The 17,653-nt window shown below is 66.2% G+C and carries 18 protein-coding genes; 15 read left to right on the top strand and 3 right to left on the bottom strand.

Going from position 1 to position 17,653, the window contains the following annotated elements; all coding sequences use genetic code 11:
- The first annotated feature begins 78 nt into the window (after positions 1-78).
- Positions 79-504 carry a helix-turn-helix domain-containing protein gene (locus H9638_RS03635; RefSeq protein WP_066302864.1) on the top strand — a complete coding sequence of 142 codons (426 nt, stop codon included), beginning with the start codon at positions 79-81 and terminating at the stop codon, positions 502-504.
- 112 nt (positions 505-616) lie between these two features.
- On the opposite strand, the gene H9638_RS03630 is transcribed toward H9638_RS03635, so the two are convergent.
- A complete protein-coding gene (locus H9638_RS03630; protein WP_191745864.1) occupies positions 617-1,111 on the bottom strand; it encodes a MarR family winged helix-turn-helix transcriptional regulator in 495 nt (164 codons plus the stop codon).
- 89 nt (positions 1,112-1,200) lie between these two features.
- Between H9638_RS03630 and H9638_RS03625 the strand changes: the two genes are divergently transcribed.
- The 8 genes from H9638_RS03625 to dapF all read left to right on the top strand — a co-directional run bounded on the left by H9638_RS03625 (position 1,201) and on the right by dapF (position 9,108).
- Positions 1,201-1,425 carry a DUF3046 domain-containing protein gene (locus H9638_RS03625; RefSeq protein ID WP_191745863.1) on the top strand — a complete coding sequence of 75 codons (225 nt, stop codon included), beginning with the start codon at positions 1,201-1,203 and terminating at the stop codon, positions 1,423-1,425.
- A 208-nt stretch (positions 1,426-1,633) separates the two neighbouring features.
- Positions 1,634-2,701: a recombinase RecA gene (recA, locus tag H9638_RS03620; protein WP_191745862.1), complete on the top strand. Its 1,068-nt coding sequence runs from the start codon at positions 1,634-1,636 to the stop codon at positions 2,699-2,701.
- Positions 2,702-2,709: 8 nt separating this feature from the next.
- Complete coding sequence (locus H9638_RS03615; RefSeq protein ID WP_191745861.1) at positions 2,710-3,297, top strand: regulatory protein RecX; 588 nt, start codon at positions 2,710-2,712, stop codon at positions 3,295-3,297.
- 159 nt (positions 3,298-3,456) lie between these two features.
- Positions 3,457-4,713, top strand: a complete 1,257-nt coding sequence (locus H9638_RS03610; RefSeq protein WP_191745860.1) for a coiled-coil domain-containing protein — start codon at positions 3,457-3,459, stop codon at positions 4,711-4,713.
- An 81-nt stretch (positions 4,714-4,794) separates the two neighbouring features.
- Entirely contained in the window at positions 4,795-5,586 is a 792-nt protein-coding gene (locus H9638_RS03605) for an aggregation-promoting factor C-terminal-like domain-containing protein (protein ID WP_191745859.1), read from the top strand.
- Between the two features lie 137 nt (positions 5,587-5,723).
- Positions 5,724-7,256, top strand: coding sequence for a tRNA (N6-isopentenyl adenosine(37)-C2)-methylthiotransferase MiaB (gene miaB, locus H9638_RS03600; protein ID WP_191746321.1), 1,533 nt, complete (start codon positions 5,724-5,726; stop codon positions 7,254-7,256).
- Positions 7,253-8,161 carry a tRNA (adenosine(37)-N6)-dimethylallyltransferase MiaA gene (gene miaA, locus H9638_RS03595; RefSeq protein ID WP_191745858.1) on the top strand — a complete coding sequence of 303 codons (909 nt, stop codon included), beginning with the start codon at positions 7,253-7,255 and terminating at the stop codon, positions 8,159-8,161. The genes miaB and miaA overlap by 4 nt, the downstream gene beginning before the upstream one ends.
- Complete coding sequence (gene dapF, locus H9638_RS03590) at positions 8,158-9,108, top strand: diaminopimelate epimerase (RefSeq protein ID WP_318241769.1); 951 nt, start codon at positions 8,158-8,160, stop codon at positions 9,106-9,108. Before miaA ends, dapF begins: the two co-directional genes overlap by 4 nt.
- Here the strand turns inward: dapF and H9638_RS03585 are convergent.
- A complete protein-coding gene (locus H9638_RS03585) occupies positions 9,105-9,725 on the bottom strand; it encodes a class I SAM-dependent methyltransferase (RefSeq protein ID WP_191745857.1) in 621 nt (206 codons plus the stop codon). The genes dapF and H9638_RS03585 overlap by 4 nt on opposite strands.
- 163 nt (positions 9,726-9,888) lie before the next feature.
- Between H9638_RS03585 and hflX the strand changes: the two genes are divergently transcribed.
- Positions 9,889-11,463 (top strand): GTPase HflX, encoded by a 1,575-nt coding sequence (gene hflX, locus H9638_RS03580; RefSeq protein ID WP_191745856.1) that lies wholly within the window; start codon positions 9,889-9,891, stop codon positions 11,461-11,463.
- Entirely contained in the window at positions 11,456-13,492 is a 2,037-nt protein-coding gene (locus H9638_RS03575) for an ATP-dependent DNA helicase (RefSeq protein ID WP_225216986.1), read from the top strand. Before hflX ends, H9638_RS03575 begins: the two co-directional genes overlap by 8 nt.
- A gap of 47 nt (positions 13,493-13,539) precedes the next feature.
- Here the strand turns inward: H9638_RS03575 and lexA are convergent, their stop codons facing one another.
- Positions 13,540-14,229: a transcriptional repressor LexA gene (gene lexA, locus H9638_RS03570; protein WP_225217027.1), complete on the bottom strand. Its 690-nt coding sequence runs from the start codon at positions 14,227-14,229 to the stop codon at positions 13,540-13,542.
- 375 nt (positions 14,230-14,604) lie between these two features.
- Between lexA and H9638_RS03565 the strand changes: the two genes are divergently transcribed.
- The 4 genes from H9638_RS03565 (at position 14,605) to hisH (ending at position 17,635) form a co-directional block, all read left to right on the top strand.
- Positions 14,605-15,054: a LysM peptidoglycan-binding domain-containing protein gene (locus tag H9638_RS03565; protein ID WP_191745853.1), complete on the top strand. Its 450-nt coding sequence runs from the start codon at positions 14,605-14,607 to the stop codon at positions 15,052-15,054.
- Positions 15,055-15,194: 140 nt separating this feature from the next.
- Positions 15,195-16,295, top strand: coding sequence for a histidinol-phosphate transaminase (locus H9638_RS03560; protein ID WP_191745852.1), 1,101 nt, complete (start codon positions 15,195-15,197; stop codon positions 16,293-16,295).
- Positions 16,296-16,382: 87 nt separating this feature from the next.
- Positions 16,383-17,000: an imidazoleglycerol-phosphate dehydratase HisB gene (gene hisB, locus H9638_RS03555; RefSeq protein ID WP_191745851.1), complete on the top strand. Its 618-nt coding sequence runs from the start codon at positions 16,383-16,385 to the stop codon at positions 16,998-17,000.
- Positions 16,997-17,635 carry an imidazole glycerol phosphate synthase subunit HisH gene (gene hisH / locus H9638_RS03550; protein ID WP_191745850.1) on the top strand — a complete coding sequence of 213 codons (639 nt, stop codon included), beginning with the start codon at positions 16,997-16,999 and terminating at the stop codon, positions 17,633-17,635. Before hisB ends, hisH begins: the two co-directional genes overlap by 4 nt.
- Positions 17,636-17,653 lie beyond the last annotated feature (18 nt).

Below are 17,653 nucleotides of genomic sequence, written 5' to 3'. Positions count from 1 at the left end.
CTAAGGTTTCCGGTTTACGATCTAGAGAATCCGCGGCATCCGCCGCGGAGAGACCGATAAGGGAGCAGGACGATACACATGGTGAAGCAACCCGTATCCGTGAACGGCGTTATTCGCTGGCGGGATGTAGGGTTGGCGGAAGATGCACACAGGGAGCCTAAGGAGCGCAAGATGGTAGTTCTACGCCATGAAATTGGTGATGTACTCCGCGATGTACGCCAGCGCCAGGGCCGTACCCTGCGTGAAGTCTCACACAGTGCCCGGGTTTCCCTTGGATACCTGAGCGAAGTCGAACGCGGACAGAAGGAAGCTTCTTCTGAACTCCTGTCTTCAATCTGCAGTGCCCTCGATGTGCCTTTGTCCCTGATGCTTCGTGAGGTCAGTGACCGTGTGGCCAGCGCCGAAGGCGTAACCATTCCCGATACTGTTCCAACGGAATTCTCCCGGGAGTTTGCCCGTGAGTTCCCGGAGGACCTGGCCCGGGACCTGGCCCGCACTCCGTAACAACCCCCGGGCAGCTGACGCTTCCCGCCCAAGATCTATTGAAGGACCCCGCTGCGCAAAGCCGGCGGGGTCTTTCGTCTGCCCTGATTGGGTTTGGCTGGTCAGGCCCGCGCTAGGCGTGGCCCGGAACCTCGGACACGTTGAGCTTGTGCAGCAGCGTACTCAGGGCCAGGACTTCCGCCTCGTCCCAGGAGGACAGCAGCAGCCGGAAATGTTCCTCCCGCGCCCGCTGGGTCCGAAGGAGCTGTTCCTGTCCCAGTGGAGTAAGGCTGATGGCCTGTGCCCGCCCGTCTTCGGGATCGGCATGCTTTTCCACCAGGCCCAAGGTCTCCAGAATCACGATCTGCCGGCTCACCGAGGGCTTTCCGACGCCGATGGCGGCAGCCAGATCGGTGAGACGCAGCGGACCCCGGCGCTGCAGCAGGACCAAAAGCCCGTAGGCCGCCGGTTCCAGATTGGGGTGGACGGCTTTGGCCACCCGCTGGGAAGCAGCGCGTGCGCGCCGCCACAGGACGCTCAGCTCCTGTTCGAGGCTTTCGATGGCCGTAGTGGTCGAAGCCGGAGCCGGGGCCGGGGCTGGGGCCGTTGCCGGCGGATGATCCGTCATGAACCTATTCTAGGCCGGGGGCCGGGTGCCCTGGCGGCCGGCAAGCCCCGGGATGCTGTCTGCTGGAGCGGGCGTGAGAGGATAAATTGATGCGTATCAGCGACTTCTGGCGGCTCATGGACGATGAGTTTGGGCCGGCGTATTCCCGGATTCTGGCCTCCGACCTGGTTCTAACCGGTCTAGGGGGACAAACTGCCAGCCAGGCGCTGGAAAAAGGCGTAGACCCCAAACGGGTGTGGCTCGCCGTCTGCGAGATGCAGGAGGTCCCGCCGGAACGCCGGCTGGGACGGGACATCCAGCCGAAACGGGACTAGACACGCGGCGGTATTCGTTCGAATATTTGTTCGGATGCCGATATGCTCCTACACAGGGGCAGCAACTGGCCCGCCCCGCTCCGGCTGTCCACATCCGGCATGCGTTCGCTGGCAATGTCAGTGCCGTCGCATACGGTTTCAGCAAGGAACCGACAGCAGGCCCACGGGCCAGGAACATCAGCAACAGCCACAACAACAGAGGTGAAGAATGGCCGCTCCAGACCGCGCCAAAGCACTCGAAGCAGCACTGGCCCAGATCGATAAGCAGTTCGGCAAGGGCTCGATCATGCGGCTGGGAGACGACACCCGCGCACCGATCGAGACCATTTCAACGGGCTCCATCGCCCTGGATATTGCGCTCGGCATAGGCGGACTGCCCCGCGGCCGCGTCGTGGAAATCTACGGCCCGGAATCCTCGGGTAAAACCACCGTGGCCCTGCACGCCGTCGCCAATGCACAGAAGAACGGCGGAATCGCAGCGTTCATCGATGCCGAGCACGCCCTGGACCCGGAATATGCCAAGAAGCTCGGCGTCGATACCGACGCGCTGCTGGTCTCGCAGCCGGATACCGGCGAACAAGCCTTGGAAATCATGGACATGCTGGTTGGCTCCGGCTCGCTGGACATCGTCGTCATTGACTCCGTAGCCGCCCTGGTGCCGCGCGCGGAAATCGAAGGCGACATGGGCGACAGTCACGTTGGCCTCCAGGCCCGGCTCATGAGCCAGGCCCTGCGAAAGATCACGGGACGCCTGAGCCAGACCAAAACCACCGCCATCTTCATCAACCAGCTCCGCGAGAAGATCGGTGTGTTCTTCGGCAGCCCCGAAACAACCACCGGCGGCAAGGCCTTGAAGTTCTACGCCTCGGTCCGCATCGACGTCCGCCGCATCGAAACGCTGAAGGAAGGCACCAACGCGGTCGGTAACCGCACCCGTGCCAAGATCGTCAAGAACAAGATGGCCCCGCCCTTCAAGCAGGCGGAGTTCGACATCATCTACGGGCAGGGCATTTCCCGCGAAGGCAGCCTGATCGACATGGGCGTGGAGCACGGAATCGTCAAGAAGTCCGGTGCCTGGTTCACCTACGACGGAGACCAGCTGGGGCAGGGCAAGGAAAACTCACGCCGCTTCATGCGGGACAACCCGGAACTCGCGGACGAGATTGAACGGCGTCTGCGCGTCAAGCTGGGCGTCGATCCGGAACCTGAAGAGCAGGCACCGAAGGGCAAGAAGGCGGCTCCGGCAGCTGACAACACGGCAGCAGCCGAAGTCTAGCCCCAAGGATGCAGCAGCGCCGTGGCCGGAAACCGGGCGGGGGAGACCAGAACGGCCCCACGCCCGGTTCGCCGGCTGATTCCGTTCCAGAGGCGGATCCGTACTCGGTTGCCCGGGCGATAGTCCTGCGGCAGCTGACAAGTTCCGCCAAAAGCCGCCGCCAGCTGGCAGACAAGCTGGCCGAAAGGGACGTCCCGGCGGAAGTCGCGGCGGCTGTCCTGGACCGTTTCGAAGAGGTCCGGCTGATCGACGACGCCGAATTCGCCCGGATGTGGGTACAGAGCCGATCCCAGACTCGGTCCCTGGCCCGTTCAGCCCTCCGCAGGGAGCTGGCGGAGAAAGGGATCGCCCCGGAACTGGCGGAGGAAGCCCTCGAGCAGCTGAGCAGCGACGATGAACGGGCAGCAGCGCAGGAACTGGTGCGCCGGAAGCTGCGCAACGCTGCAGTGTCTTCAGACCGGCAGGAACGGGACAAACAGGTCCGGCGGCTGGTCTCTATGCTGGCGCGGAAGGGCTACTCGCCCTCCCTCGGTTTCGCCGTGGTGAACGAGGCACTGGAAAACCAGGGAGCCGAAGCCGACGACACCGCCTGGTGACGGTGACGGTACCCCTCCGGGCGGTGCAGGCCAGGCGGGCGGGGCCCCCGGATCCGTGGAAGGGGCCGCAAATCCGGCCGCAGGCGCCAGTAGGGGATACCACCGGCGTATCGTATGCTGATCCTCATTATGTTTACAGTGAGGTTTCTGGGACAGAAGTTGTCTATCCCGTCTTTGACAGCGGCAGCAGCGGCCGGGGTTCTTGCCGCTGCGCTGCTGTCGGCCGCGCCCGCCTCCGCGGATGACTACCCGAGCTGGGACCAGATAGCAGCCGCCAAGTCCGATGTTTCTGCCCGGGAAGCGCAGATCAGCCAGCTCGAAGAACATCTCACCAAACTGCAGGATGAGGCCGGAGCCCTTGGCAACGCCGCCGTGGATGCATCCAGCCGCTACGATTCGCTGCGCGATGACCTCCTTGCCAGTGATGCGCGCGTGGCCGAACTGGCCGGCCAACGGCAGACAGCGGCAGCCGAAGCCGCGGAACTGCGAAACCAGGTGGGCGCACTCGCCGCCCAGACCTATAAAACCGGCGGCATGGACAGCACAGTGCTCTTCCTCCTGGATTCCGAGGAGGGTGTGGCACACCTGGACCGCATGAGGACCCTGCAGCTGGTCACTGAGCGGACATCCCGCCTCTTCGACCGGGCGGCAGCTGCGGAAAAATCCGCCGCGGCGCTGGAAGACGCCGAAGACGCCGAGCGCGAGGCACGAAGGGTGCTGGCTGAGGAAGCCGACGCCCTCTACAAGGACGCGGAAGCGGCCACCTCAGCGGCGGAGAAGGCCGTGCAGGCGCAGGAGGACCGCACTGGAGTGCTGATCGCCCAGCTGGCAGATCTGCGGGACAGCACGGCCGAAGCCGAACTGGCCAGGATGCAGGCTGCCCGCGCCGAGGAATCGGTCCGCCAGCAAGCGGAGGCCGCCGAAAAAGCAGCCGCGGAGACCGCCCGGCCGGACGCCGAACCGGTGATTAATCCCACAAGACCCAGCAGCCCCCAGGTTCCGGCAGCGCCCCAGCCATCCGTACCTCCAGCCGCACCAGCACCTCCAGTCACGACACCTGCACCACCCGTGCAGGAGACGGTTCCGCCGCCGCCCGCGGCCCCGGTGGATGATCCGGCCGGTGCCCAGGGCTATGCGCTTGCCAGCATGCCCGGCCACGGATGGGACAGTGGCCAGTTCCGCTGCCTCGTGGACCTCTGGAACCGTGAGTCCAACTGGCGGACCAGCGCAGCTAACCCTTACAGCGGCGCCTACGGCATCCCGCAGTCCCTCCCCGGCAACAAGATGGCCGCCTTCGGGGAAGACTGGCGCACCAACTACCGCACCCAGATCAACTGGGGACTTTTCTACATCCAGCAGCGGTACGGCACACCCTGTGCTGCCTGGGCACATTCCGAGAAAAATAACTGGTATTAAAGCGGGTCCGTTACCGAAGCGCAACCTGAGCGTTATCAATCCGCGATCTAACTCAGGAACGGTGTGTACAGTCCCGGTCTTATGAGTAAAGCAGATCAGGGACGGCGTGAAGAGAGGCGGCAGCGTGCGATCCAGCGCCGCCGCCACCGGATGAAGGTTGGGGCCGCTGCTGCCCTCGGCGGAGCCGTGATCCTCGGCAGCGCCGGCGCAGCAGCCAGCAGCGACAAGGATCTGCGGGCCACCGCTGGAATCCAGCTCGCCAGCCTGACCCTGCCCATCTTCAACGAAACCGATGCCGCGGCCGAGCAACCGGCAGAAGCAGCGCCGTCGGACTCCGCGTCCCCGTCAGCAACCGGGGATGCACCCGCCGGCGAAGCAGCCGTGCCGGCGCCGGAGCCGGCGGAGAGCACCCCCGATGCCGCCGCCGTGGCGGCCGCTGAGGCGGCAGCAGCAGCGGCGGAACAGGCTGCCGCGCAGCTCGCCGCCGAGCAGGCAGCTGCAGCAGCGGCCGAAGAGGCCGCAGCTGCCGAAGCCGCCAGGATTGCGGCGGCATCAGTCCCGGTCGACGACCCTGCCGGCGCGAAGGCCTACGCGGCAACTGCGCTGGGCGGACATGGCTGGGGCGCCTCGGAGATGGCCTGCCTGGATACCCTGTGGACCAAGGAATCCGAGTGGCTGACCAGTGCCACGAACGCCAGCAGCGGTGCCTACGGCATTCCGCAGGCACTTCCCGGCACCAAGCTGGCCACCGCCGGCGGCGACTGGCAGACCAACTACAAGACGCAGGTCAACTGGGGCCTGACCTACATCGAGTCCCGGTACGGAAGCCCCTGCTCGGCCTTGAACTTCCACTACGCCAACAACTGGTACTAGGGAACGGACTTCCGCCCCCGGTCCCCGAAGCCGGGAGCGGGGCAGCGGGGAACCGAAGCCGGACAGCCGGTGCCAGCCAGTAAAAGCCGGGAGATTGGGGCACCGCCACCCGTGCGACGTACCCTAGTACGGTGAGCCTGTCTGTATCCCGCCCCGCCCCCGCTGAGACCTTCGACGCACCTCCGCAGCCACCCCTGCGCACCTATCAGGTCCGTACTTTCGGCTGCCAGATGAACGTGCACGACTCCGAGCGGATTTCCGGCCTTCTTGAAGGCGCCGGCTACGTACCCGCCGACGGCGCGGAAGCCGACGTCGTGGTCTTCAATACCTGCGCCGTGCGGGAGAATGCGGACAACAAGCTCTACGGCAACCTGGGCCAGCTGGCTCATGTGAAGGAAACCCGTCCGGGCATGCAGATCGCCGTCGGCGGTTGCCTGGCGCAGAAGGACCGGGACACCATCCTGGCCAAGGCCCCGTTCGTGGACGCTGTCTTCGGAACCCACAATATCGGCGCGCTGCCGGCCCTGCTGGAACGCGCCCGGCACAACGACGCCGCCCAGCTGGAGATCCTGGAATCCCTCGAGGTCTTCCCCTCCACCCTGCCCACCAAGCGCGACTCGGTGTACTCCGGCTGGGTCTCCATCTCAGTCGGCTGCAACAACACCTGCACCTTCTGCATCGTCCCCGCCCTGCGCGGCAAGGAACGCGACCGGCGGCCGGGAGAGATCCTCGCCGAGGTGCAGGCCCTGGTCGACGACGGCGCGATCGAGGTCACGCTGCTGGGCCAGAACGTGAACTCCTACGGCGTGGAATTCGGCGACCGCGGGGCGTTCGCGAAGCTGCTGCGCGCCTGCGGGTCCATCGAGGGGCTGGAACGTGTCCGCTTCACCAGCCCGCATCCGGCAGCCTTCACCGACGACGTCATCGACGCCATGGCCGAAACCCCGAACGTGATGCCGCAGCTGCACATGCCGCTGCAGTCCGGCTCGGACAAGGTCCTCAAGGATATGCGCCGTTCCTACCGGTCCAAGAAATTCCTGGGCATCCTGGACCGGGTGCGGCAGCAGATGCCCCACGCAGCCATTTCAACGGACATCATTGTCGGATTCCCGGGGGAGACCGAGGAAGATTTCCAGGCCACGCTCGACGTTGTGGAGCAGGCCCGGTTCGCCACCGCCTTTACCTTCCAGTATTCCAAGCGCCCCGGCACTCCGGCCGCCGACCTTCCCGACCAGCTGCCCAAGGCCGTTGTGCAGGAACGCTTTGAACGGCTGACCGCGCTGCAGGACAGGATCGCGGCCGAGGAGAACGCCAAGCAGGTCGGCACCACCGTCGAAGTGATGGTCACCGCCGCGTCGGGACGCAAGTCGGAGGAGACCGGCCGGCTGTCCGGCCGCTCCCGCGATCAGCGGCTGGTGCACTTCTCCGTTCCCGAAGGTGCTCCGGTTCCCCGCCCGGGGGACCTGGTGACCGTTCCGATTACCTCCGCTGCCGCGTTCCACCTGGTATCCGACCCGGCCTCGGCGGCTGATTACTCGCTGCGGCGTTCCCGGGCCGGGGATGCCTGGGACCGGGCGCAGGCCGAATCCTGCGGCGTTCCCGCCCCCGCAGCTGAGGGCGCCCGCGCCGGCGTTTCCCTGGGTATGCCCGTCCTGCCGCCGCGCCGGTGACCCGCGGCGAACTGCCCGTTGTCGCCGTCGTCGGTCCCACCGGTTCCGGAAAGTCCGACCTGGGCGTGGCGCTGGCGCAGCGCCTCGGCGGGGAGATTATTAACGCGGATTCCATGCAGTTTTACCGGGGCATGGACATCGGGACCGCGAAGCTTCCGCTGGCGGAGCGCGGCGGTGTGCCGCATCACCTGCTCGACATCATGGACGTGACCGAGGAAGCCAGCGTCTCCGCCTTTCAAGCCCAGGCCCGGGCGCTGATCGCCCAGATCCAGTCCCGCGGCCGGTATCCCATCCTCGTCGGCGGCTCCGGACTCTACGTCCGCGCGGCCCTGGACGTGCTGGAGTTTCCGGGAACGGACCCCGTACTGCGCCGCCGGCTGGAAGCGGAACTGGACACGGACGGTCTCGAGGTTCTGCGTTCCCGCCTGCAGGAGCTTGATCCGGTGTCTGCGGCACGCCTGGGCGATGCCCGGCGCGTCGTCCGTGCCCTGGAGGTCCACGAACTCACCGGCCGGCCGTTCAGTTCCTTCATGCCGGACCGCACCTACTTCCAGCCGGCAGTGCAGATAGGCCTGACGGTGGAACGCAGCCTCCTGCATGAGCGGCTGGCCCGCCGCGTTGAGCTCATGGTCGAACAGGGACTGGAGGCTGAAGTCCGGCGGCTGGACGCGGCCGGCCTGCGGACCGGTAAGACCGCCGGCCGGGCCCTGGGCTACGCCCAGTTCCTGAAAGTGCTCGACGGCGAATGGACCAGCGGGCAGGCCGTGGAGGACACCGTGGTTGCCACCCGGCAGTTCGCCCGGCGCCAGCTCACCTGGTTCCGTGCGGACCCCCGCATCACCTGGCTGGACTTCGACGATCCTGAACTGGTGAACAAGGCCGCCGCCGCTATTCTTGAAGGGTGAGCACAACTTCCCCCATTGCCTTGTCCGCTTCCGGCCTGCCGTCCAGCCTTGCCGGCCTGACCTTTGCCAAGGGCCACGGCACCGGTAACGACTTCATCCTGACAGCAGACCCCGATGGGCTTCGGGACCTGAGCGCCGCTGACGTTGCGGCTATCTGCGACCGGCACAGCGGGATCGGGGCCGACGGCTTCATCCGCGCGGTCCGGTCCGAGCACCTGCCCGAAGGCCAGGCTGTCCTGCAGACCAACCCGGACGCACTGTGGTTCATGGACTACCGCAACGGTGACGGAAGCATCTCGGAAATGTGCGGCAACGGCGTGCGGGTCTTTGTGCACTTCCTGCTCGAAGAAGGACTGGTGCAGCTTGCCCCGGGCGACGTGCTGCCGATCGGCACGCGGGCCGGACTGAAAACGGTCACCCGGACGGACACCGGCTACGCGGTGGACATGGGTCCGTGGGAGTTCATTTTCCCCGACCACGCCGCGGCCAAGGCCATGGACACGGTTGTCAACGCAGGGGGACTCGAGGTGCCGCGCCCGGGACTGTCCGTGAGCATGGGCAACCCGCATACCGTCGTCGCTCTGGCCGAACTGTCGGAACTGGCCGCGACCGATCTGGCAAAGGCCCCCTCCGTTGAACCTGTGCCGGCGAACGGCACCAACGTGGAGTTTGTGGTGCCCGCCGAACCGCTGGTGCTCGACGGCGTGGGGCAGCTGACCATGCGGGTCCACGAACGAGGTGTGGGCGAGACCCGTTCCTGCGGCACCGGTGCCTGCGCAGCCGCTGTGGCGACCCGGTTCTGGGCCGGAGCAGGCGCCCCGGACGCCTGGCACGTTCGGGTGCCCGGCGGCGAGCTCGGCGTCCGTTTCCTCGCCGGACCGGACGGCCGCGAACACGTGGAACTCAGCGGACCCGCTGTCCTTGTGGCCCGCGGAACGCTGCTCTAGGCAGGTTCGCCGCTGCGCTTGATGAGAAGGATCCGGAAGGACTTGGCGGTGCTGTAACGGCTGACCGCAAAATCGGCGTCGAGGTTTTCACCGAGCCAGCGCTGCAGGGAATCGGACCCCAGGTTTTTCTGGACCACCAGCCAGGCGGTTCCGCCCGGTGCCAGCCGCGGCAGCCACTGCAGCAGCAGTGCATGCAGTTCCTCCTTGCCGACGCGGATCGGCGGGTTGGACCAGATGGTCGCAAAGCGCAGCTGGGGATCGACGGCGTCCGGGAGCAGGGCGTGGACGTTGGCCAGGCCCAGGGATGCCGCGTTGTCTCGGGTCAGCCCCAGCGACCGTTCGTTGACGTCCACGGCATAGACCTGCGCGCCCGGGGACTTCAGCGCCATGGTCAGGGCTATGGGGCCCCAGCCGGAGCCGATATCCAGCAGGTTCCCCGCAGGTGCCGGGTCGGGAATATTCGACAGCAGAACGTGCGTTCCCTTATCAAGCCCATCGGGACTGAAGATGCCGCCGGAAGTGGCAAGCGTCCGCTCCTGGCCGGCCAAGGTGACGCGCAGCGGCCTGCGGACCTCCGGTGAGGACGGCTGTGAACTGAAGTAGTGCTCTGAACCCATAACTATCCAGATTAGTGGTTCCGGGACCGGGTGCGGGACCGGGCGGCCGTGTGCCGCCCCCGCCGGCTGCCGGCACCCGCGCACGTATTGCACAACCCCCACGGCAGCCGACACAATGTGGGTCCTCTGGCCTACCATGGTTAGTACCGCTTCTAAGGAGATTATGACCATCAACAATTCCCGTCCCGCTGCCGGCTCCACGCCCACGGACCTCAAACCCGAGGAAATCCAGGGCGTCATCGATCGGATCCTGGCCAAGGAAGACGCTGCAGTTGCCAAGCGCAGTGTGTCGCCGGGAACTGCGTCCGGAATCCGGGGGCAGGCCCAGGCACTTTCGGTGCAGGCAGCCGAGCACTCAGATGCCGACGGGGATCAGCAGGACCTGCAGGACCGCCGGGCCCTCCGGCGTGTTGCCGGCCTGTCGACGGAACTCGAAGACGTCACCGAGGTTGAATACCGGCAGCTTCGGCTGGAACGGGTGGTCCTGGCCGGCCTGTGGACCGAGGGTACGGCCGCAGACGCGGAAAATTCACTCAAGGAACTGGCCGCCCTGGCTGAGACAGCAGGGTCGGAGGTTCTGGACGGCATAGTACAGCGCCGCATGAAGCCGGACCCCGGAACCTTCCTCGGCTCCGGCAAGGCGCAGGAGCTCAAGGACATCGTGACGGCCACCGGCGCGGACACCGTGATCGTGGACAGCGAGCTCTCGCCATCCCAGCGCCGCGGCCTTGAGGACATCGTCAAGGTCAAGGTCATTGACCGGACCGCCCTGATCCTGGACATCTTCGCCCAGCACGCAAAGTCCCGCGAAGGCAAGGCCCAGGTGGAACTGGCTCAGCTGGAATACCTGCTTCCGCGCCTGCGCGGCTGGGGTGAATCCATGTCCCGCCAGGCCGGTGGCCAGGTGGGCAGTGCCGGAGCCGGCATGGGGTCCCGTGGCCCAGGTGAGACAAAGATCGAACTCGACCGGCGGAAGATCCGCACCCGCATGGCAAAACTGCGCCGTGAAATCGCGGGCATGAAGCCGGCCCGGGAAACCAAGCGGGCCAACCGCCAGCGTAACCAGGTGCCTTCAGTCGCGATTGCCGGCTATACCAACGCCGGCAAGTCCTCGCTGCTGAACCGGTTGACCGACGCCGGTGTCCTGGTGGAAAACGCGCTGTTCGCAACACTGGACCCGACCATCCGCCGGGCCGAAACCCCGGACGGTATCGGCTACACACTTGCCGATACCGTCGGATTTGTCCGCTCCCTGCCGACCCAGCTGGTGGAAGCCTTCCGCTCCACTCTGGAAGAGGTAGCGGACGCTGACCTGATCCTGCACGTTGTGGATGCCTCCCATCCGGATCCCGAAGGACAGATTGCAGCGGTGCGTTCCGTCCTTGCCGATGTCGACGCCCGCCGGATCCCGGAGATTATCGTGCTGAACAAGGCCGATGCCGCCGACCCGTTCGTGATCGAACGGCTGCGCCAGCGCGAACCGAGGACCGTTGTGGTCTCGGCGCGCACCGGCGAGGGCATCGACGAACTGCTCCAGGCCATCTCCGAGGGAATTCCCCGGCCCGGGGTGGAACTGGACCTGCTTGTCCCGTACCAGCGCGGCGACGTCGTCTCCCGCCTGCACAGCCAGGACGCGGAAATCCTGGCACTGGAGCACGAGGAAGACGGAACCCACATGCGGGTGCTGGTCCGAGATGCCCTCGCCCCGGAGTTGGAGCAGTTCGTCAACCATGCCTAGGCAGGATGCAGGCGCGGAGGTCCTGGATCTTCTGGACACCGCCGTCGCCGCCATGGGCGGGCAGAACCGTCCCGGGCAGCACGAGATGGCCCGCCAGGTCGCTGAATCGATTGAAACCGGCCGGCACCTGCTGGTGCAGGCCGGCACCGGCACCGGCAAGTCCCTGGCCTATCTGGTGCCGCTGATCCATCATGCGCTGGAGAGCCCCAAGCCCGCCCTGGTTTCCACTGCCACTTTGGCACTGCAGGCCCAGATCGTCGGACGCGACCTGCCGCGGCTGCTCACGGCCCTGAAACCGAAGCTGCCCCGCGAAGTGGATGTCGCCCTGCTCAAGGGCCGGAGCAACTATGTCTGCGTCCACAAGACCGGCGGGGGCTTTCCCGAGGAAGATGATCCCGGCGCCTTGTTCACACTCGGCGACGACCGCGTCGTCCCGCATCCGGCACCCGCTTCCGGCCCGACGTCGGCCCTCGGCCGTGAGGTTGTCCGGCTGCACGAGTGGGCCGAGGAAACCGAAACGGGGGACCGGGACGAGCTGGTGCCCGGCGTTTCGGACCGCGCCTGGCGGCAGGTGTCCGTCACCTCCATGGAATGCCTCGGTGCGCAGCGCTGCCCGGTTGCCGAATACTGTTTCAGCGAACGTGCCCGAGCCAAGGCCGCCGTCGCCGACCTCGTCATCACCAACCACGCCATGCTGGCCATCAGCGCTTTCGAAGGACTCGCCGTCCTTCCTGACTACGACGTCGTTGTCATCGATGAAGCGCACGAGCTGCAGGACCGCGTCACCGGTGCCGTAACCGGGCAGCTTTCCGGGACCGTCATCAGCGCCGCCGTCACCGCCGCGCGCAAACATACATCTGCGTCAGTCGAGGAACTGGCAGCAGCCGGCCGCGCCTTCGACGCATCGGTGGAGGCAATCCCTGCGGGTCTGCTTCCGTCCGGCCTGAACGAGGAGCAGGAACTGGCCGTGGCCCGGGTCCGGGAGGCCTGCCGGGCAGCGCTCTCCGATTCGAAGCCTGAGGGGGGTGACACCGCGGACGGCGGGCGCCAAATGGCCCGCTCACGGCTGATGGCCGTACTGGAACTCTGCGAACGCCTGGTCAGCGCGCCCGACGCCGGTGAAGTGGTCTGGGCGTCAAGGCCCAGCACTTTTGCCCCAGGGGAGGGCTACTCGCCCCCGGATGAGTCCTCACCGGCTACCCTGAACGTCGCTCCGCTGTCGGTGGCCGGACGCCTGCGTGACGGGCTTTTTGACGGCCACACAGTTGTCCTGACCTCGGCCACTCTGGCAATCGGGTCAGAATTTGGTCCTGTGGCGGGCGGTCTTGGTTTGGTGGGCGCGGCCGCACCGGCCTGGACCGGTACCGACGTCGGCAGTCCCTTCGACTATCCGCGGCAGGGAGTGCTCTACGTAGCCCGCGACCTGCCTAAGCCGGAGCGGGGGACGTCCACGGCGCAGCTCGATGAACTGGAAGCACTGCTCAAGGCTTCCGGGGGTGGCGCGCTGGGACTGTTCTCTTCCCGCCGGGCAGCAGAGGACGCAGCCGCGGCCATGCGGCTCAGGGTCGATTTCCCCATCCTGTGCCAGGGCGAGTCCTCCATGTCCGCCCTGGTGAAGCAGTTTGCCGAGGAAGACGCCACCTGCCTGTTCGGAACCATGTCCCTGTGGCAGGGGGTCGATGTTCCGGGCGAGGCCTGCCGGCTGGTGGTGATCGACCGCATTCCGTTCCCGCGTCCCGATGACCCGCTGATGACGGCGCGGACCAGGGCCGTGGCGAAGGCCGGCGGCAACGGTTTTATGACCGTATCAGCGACCCATGCCGCTGTGCGGCTCGCACAGGGTGCCGGTCGGCTGATCCGGGCAGCCGGCGACCGCGGCATGGTGGCCGTTCTCGATTCCAGGCTGGCGAATGCCCGATACGGCGGGTTCCTGCGTGCTGCCCTGCCACCGTTCTGGTCCACGACAGACCGCAGCGTGGCCCTGGGGATTCTTGAACGGCTCAGTGCCTCCCAGAAGGCAGCGTCCTAGCAGGTCTCCTGCCAGAAGGTGACCTCCCCGGCGGCTGGCTGGTGGGACTAGAGCGAACGCATCACGGAGACAACCTTGCCCATGATGGTGGCGTGGTCGCCCATAATCGGCTCGTACCGGGTGTTCTGGGGCAGGAGCCAGGTGTGGCCGTTGCGCTGGCGGAAGGTCTTGACCGTAGCCTCGTCGTCCAGGAGAGCGGCCACAATGTCACCGTTTTCGGCCGTTGGCTGGCGGCGGACGACAACCCAGTCGCCGTCACAGATCGCGGCATCAACCATTGAATCGCCGGAGACCCGCAGCATGAACAATTCTCCGTGGCCCACCAGCTGCCGCGGCAGGGGGATCATTTCCTCAACAACCTGATCGGCCAGGATCGGCCCGCCGGCTGCGATCCGGCCGACGAGGGGAACCATTGCTGTGTCCACTGCCGTCGTCAGCTCCGTGACATTTGACTGCGCAGCGGAGTGCGCCTCCTGTTCCTTGGCGGTGCCGGCGGCCGTGCCCGGTCCCGTGCGCTCGGTGTGCATAAGCAGGGGCACCAGGATCTCCATTGCCCGCGGACGCTTGGGGTCGCGGCGGATGTAGCCCATCTTTTCCAGCTGGCTCAGCTGGTGCGTCACGCTGGACAGGCTGGCCAGCCCCACCGTGTCACCGATCTCCCGCATAGAGGGCGGGTAGCCGTTGGCGGTGACGGAAGCCTGGATGGTCTCGAGGATCTTCTTTTGCCGGGGTGTCAGTGACTTGGGGCGGGCGGAACCGGCTTGGGCGGATGCAGCCGGACGGCCATCGGAGTTGGTCCTACGGGGCACTTCGGCTTCCCTTCGAGCATTCCGGCCGGGCCGGGGCGGTTGGTGCTGGTCACTGCAATGTCAGTGGCGGATGGTTCCCTGTATTCGAACGGTCACCGCTTGTCTCAACGCTAGGTGAGCGAAGAGTCATTTTCAAACATTTGTTCGAGTGAGTCTCGACATCGTTCGTAGATAGATGCTAGAAAAGGAACAGCAGGAATCGAATACATGTTCGATTCAAGGTTGCCAACTATTCGAATCCAGTTTCGAAGCCGTGAAGCCATGGCTGTCCCCGGACCTGATTCGAACCGGAAAGGTTTTGCCATGACAGTTCAGCTTGCGGCACCCCGCACATCACTGAGCTTTGCCCGCCCTGCCCGCACCGCCAAGACTTACAGCACCACCCAGGCCTCCCGCGCCGCCCAGCCTTCGCGTGCTGCGGCCTCGAGGCAGGTATCGTCCGCTGCCCCGCTCCGCCTCACCCGCCGCGGGCGGCTCCTGCTCGTTGGCGCTCCGATTATGCTCGGCGGCGCGGCACTCCTGACCTTTGTCGGCTTCTTCACTGCACCGGCCCTGGCTGCAGGGGGTGCCGGCGAACAGACCCGGACCCAGCAGATCAGCGTCAGCACCGGCGACTCGCTCTGGGGGCTGGCGGCCGAATACGCACCGGACCGGGACCCGCGCGAAGTGATTGCGGACATCATGGAGCTGAACAACCTCAGCGACGCCGTGGTTCCCGCCGGTGCCCAGCTTTACATTCCGGTTTCCGGATAGCTGTACCGGACCAGGACAAGCCGTCCCGGCCCAGGACAGACCGGCGGTGAAGCGCCGCGGTGTCCCCTTCCGGGTCTTTACGCAGCGTCACCTAAAGCCGCGGATTCTGCGCGGGGGAGGGGGCGGCTTAAGCTGGAGAGGTGACTGAACAGCTGGAAAAACTCAACCGACTTCCCCTGCGTGACGATCTCCGGGGGCTCACCCCGTACGGTGCGCCGCAGCTGGAAGTGCCCATCCTGCTGAACGTCAACGAAAACACCCACGGCCTGCCGCGCGAGGTGCAGGACGCAATCACCGCCTCAGTCCAGCAGGCAGTTTCCGGGCTCAACCGGTACCCGGACCGCGAATTCACCGAACTGCGCGAGAGGCTCTCTGCCTACCTGGGACACGGGCTGGGGATCGAGAACATCTGGGCCGGCAACGGCTCCAACGAGGTCCTGCAGCAGGTGCTCCAGGCCTTTGGTGGTCCCAGCCGTACCGCCATGAGCTTCCCGCCCACCTACTCCATGTACCCGCTGCTTTCCAGCGGAACGGGCACCCGTTACATCACCGGCGAACGCGCGGCGGACTTCACCCTGTCAGCGGACTCCGCGGCGGAGCAGGTACGGGCCGCAGCTCCGAACATCGTGTTCCTCTGCACCCCGAACAACCCCACCGGAACCGCCCTCGGGCTCGACGTCGTTGACGCTGTCTATGAAGCAGGAGCGGCCTCGAACGCGATCGTCATCGTGGACGAGGCCTATGCCGAGTTCTCCCACGCCGGAACCCCGAGCGCCCTGGAACTGCTGCCTGGCCGTGAACGGCTCATCGTCTCCCGCACCATGAGCAAGGCATTCGCGCTGGCGGGCGCCCGCCTCGGCTACCTGGCCGCCGCGCCCGAGATCGCAGATGCCCTGCGCCTCGTCCGGCTGCCGTACCACCTTTCCGCGGTCACCCAGGCCACGGCCAACGCTGCCCTGGCGCACTCCGACGCCCTTCTGGCGAACGTGGAGGACATCAAGGCCCAACGCGACCGCATCGTCACCGAACTGACAGCGATGGGTCTGCAGCCTGCCCCTTCGGATGCCAACTTCGTCTTCTTCGGCGGCGTTGCAGATCCTGCCCGCATCTGGCAGGGACTGCTCGAAGCGGGCGTTCTCATCCGCGACGTCGGCATTCCCGGGCATCTGCGGGTAACGGCGGGGACCGAGGCTGAGACCACGGCCTTCCTCGCCAGCCTCCGGGCGCTGCTCGCATCCTAGTGCCGGAGCCGGCTCCGGCCTCGAACCGAAGCCAACTTCAAACACTAGACTGGTACCAGAGACCCCCTTCTTTCAAAGGAACCTTCAATGACCGTGGAAACCGTCATCGGACGCACCGCCCGCCTCGAGCGGACCACCAGCGAATCGTCCGTGCTCGTGGAACTGGACCTGGACGGCACCGGCCGTTCAGACATCAGCACTTCGGTGCCGTTCTACGACCACATGCTTACCGCGCTGGCCAAGCACTCCCTGATTGACCTCACGGTCAAGGCCACCGGCGATACCCACATCGATGCGCACCACACCGTGGAAGATGTCGCCATCAGTATCGGGGAAGCGCTGAAGACCGCGCTGGGCAATAAGGCGGGCATCCGCCGCTTCGGCGAAGCCACCGTGCCGCTGGACGAAGCCCTGGCCAACGCCGTCGTCGACATCTCCGGCCGGCCTTACCTGGTGCACTCGGGCGAACCGGCAGGCCAGGAATACCACCTGATCGGCGGCCACTTCACGGGCTCGCTGACCCGCCATGTCTTTGAAGCGATCACCCTGCATGCCCAGATCTGCCTGCACATGACAGTGCTCGGCGGCAGGGATCCGCACCACATTGTGGAGGCGCAGTTCAAGGCCTTTGCCCGCGCACTGCGCGCCGCCGTCGAACCGGATCCCCGCGTCGAGGGAATCCCGTCCACCAAGGGTGCACTTTGAGTAATCGCCGCGTCACTGTCCTGGACTACGGTTCCGGCAACATCCACTCAGCTGTCCGCGCGCTGGAGCGGGTGGGCGCCGATGTGACCCTGAGCTCCAAGTCAGCGGACGTGCTCAACGCCGACGGGCTCCTGGTGCCGGGCGTCGGAGCCTTTGCCGCCGTGATGCAGGGACTCAAAGATGTCGACGCTCTGCGGATGATCGGCCGCCGGGTCGCCGGTGGACGGCCGGTCCTGGGGATCTGCGTAGGCCTGCAGGTCCTCTTCGAAGAAGGTGTCGAGCACGGCGTGCGGACCGAGGGTATGGGTGAGTGGCCCGGCGTTGTGGAGCGCCTGGCCGCCGAGGTGGTACCCCACATGGGCTGGAACACCGTCGAGGCTCCGGCCGGTTCCAACCTGTTCAAGGGCATCGAGGACGAGCGGTTCTACTTCGTGCACAGCTACGGCGTGCAGAAATGGGACTTCGACGTCACCCAGCCGGCCATGAATCCGCCCCAGGTGACCTGGGCCAACCACGGCGGTCCCTTCGTCGCGGCCGTGGAGAACGGCCCGCTGAGCGCCACTCAGTTCCACCCCGAAAAGTCGGGGGACGCAGGCGCTGCCCTGCTCGAAAACTGGCTCAAGGGACTGGGGTAGGCCATGTGGAGCGTAGTC

This window comes from Arthrobacter pullicola, assembly GCF_014836875.1.
Taxonomy (GTDB): Bacteria; Actinomycetota; Actinomycetes; order Actinomycetales; family Micrococcaceae; genus Arthrobacter_B; species Arthrobacter_B pullicola.
The sequence above is the reverse complement of the archived record's forward strand: the minus strand, read 5'-3'. Positions and strand labels throughout refer to the sequence as shown.

What these genes read in the sequence shown, in the direction of transcription:
- H9638_RS03615 (WP_191745861.1), top strand. Translation starts at nt 2,710, where the DNA reads ATGCAGCAGCGCCGTGGCCGGAAACCGGGCGGGGGAGACCAGAACGGC.
- H9638_RS03605 (WP_191745859.1), top strand. Translation starts at nt 4,795, where the DNA reads ATGAGTAAAGCAGATCAGGGACGGCGTGAAGAGAGGCGGCAGCGTGCG.
- H9638_RS03565 (WP_191745853.1), top strand. Translation starts at nt 14,605, where the DNA reads ATGACAGTTCAGCTTGCGGCACCCCGCACATCACTGAGCTTTGCCCGC.
- H9638_RS03635 (WP_066302864.1), top strand. Translation starts at nt 79, where the DNA reads ATGGTGAAGCAACCCGTATCCGTGAACGGCGTTATTCGCTGGCGGGAT.
- hisB (WP_191745851.1), top strand. Translation starts at nt 16,383, where the DNA reads ATGACCGTGGAAACCGTCATCGGACGCACCGCCCGCCTCGAGCGGACC.
- recA (WP_191745862.1), top strand. Translation starts at nt 1,634, where the DNA reads ATGGCCGCTCCAGACCGCGCCAAAGCACTCGAAGCAGCACTGGCCCAG.
- H9638_RS03625 (WP_191745863.1), top strand. Translation starts at nt 1,201, where the DNA reads ATGCGTATCAGCGACTTCTGGCGGCTCATGGACGATGAGTTTGGGCCG.
- H9638_RS03575 (WP_225216986.1), top strand. Translation starts at nt 11,456, where the DNA reads ATGCCTAGGCAGGATGCAGGCGCGGAGGTCCTGGATCTTCTGGACACC.
- H9638_RS03630 (WP_191745864.1), bottom strand. Translation starts at nt 1,111, where the DNA reads ATGACGGATCATCCGCCGGCAACGGCCCCAGCCCCGGCCCCGGCTCCG.
- H9638_RS03585 (WP_191745857.1), bottom strand. Translation starts at nt 9,725, where the DNA reads ATGGGTTCAGAGCACTACTTCAGTTCACAGCCGTCCTCACCGGAGGTC.
- hflX (WP_191745856.1), top strand. Translation starts at nt 9,889, where the DNA reads ATGACCATCAACAATTCCCGTCCCGCTGCCGGCTCCACGCCCACGGAC.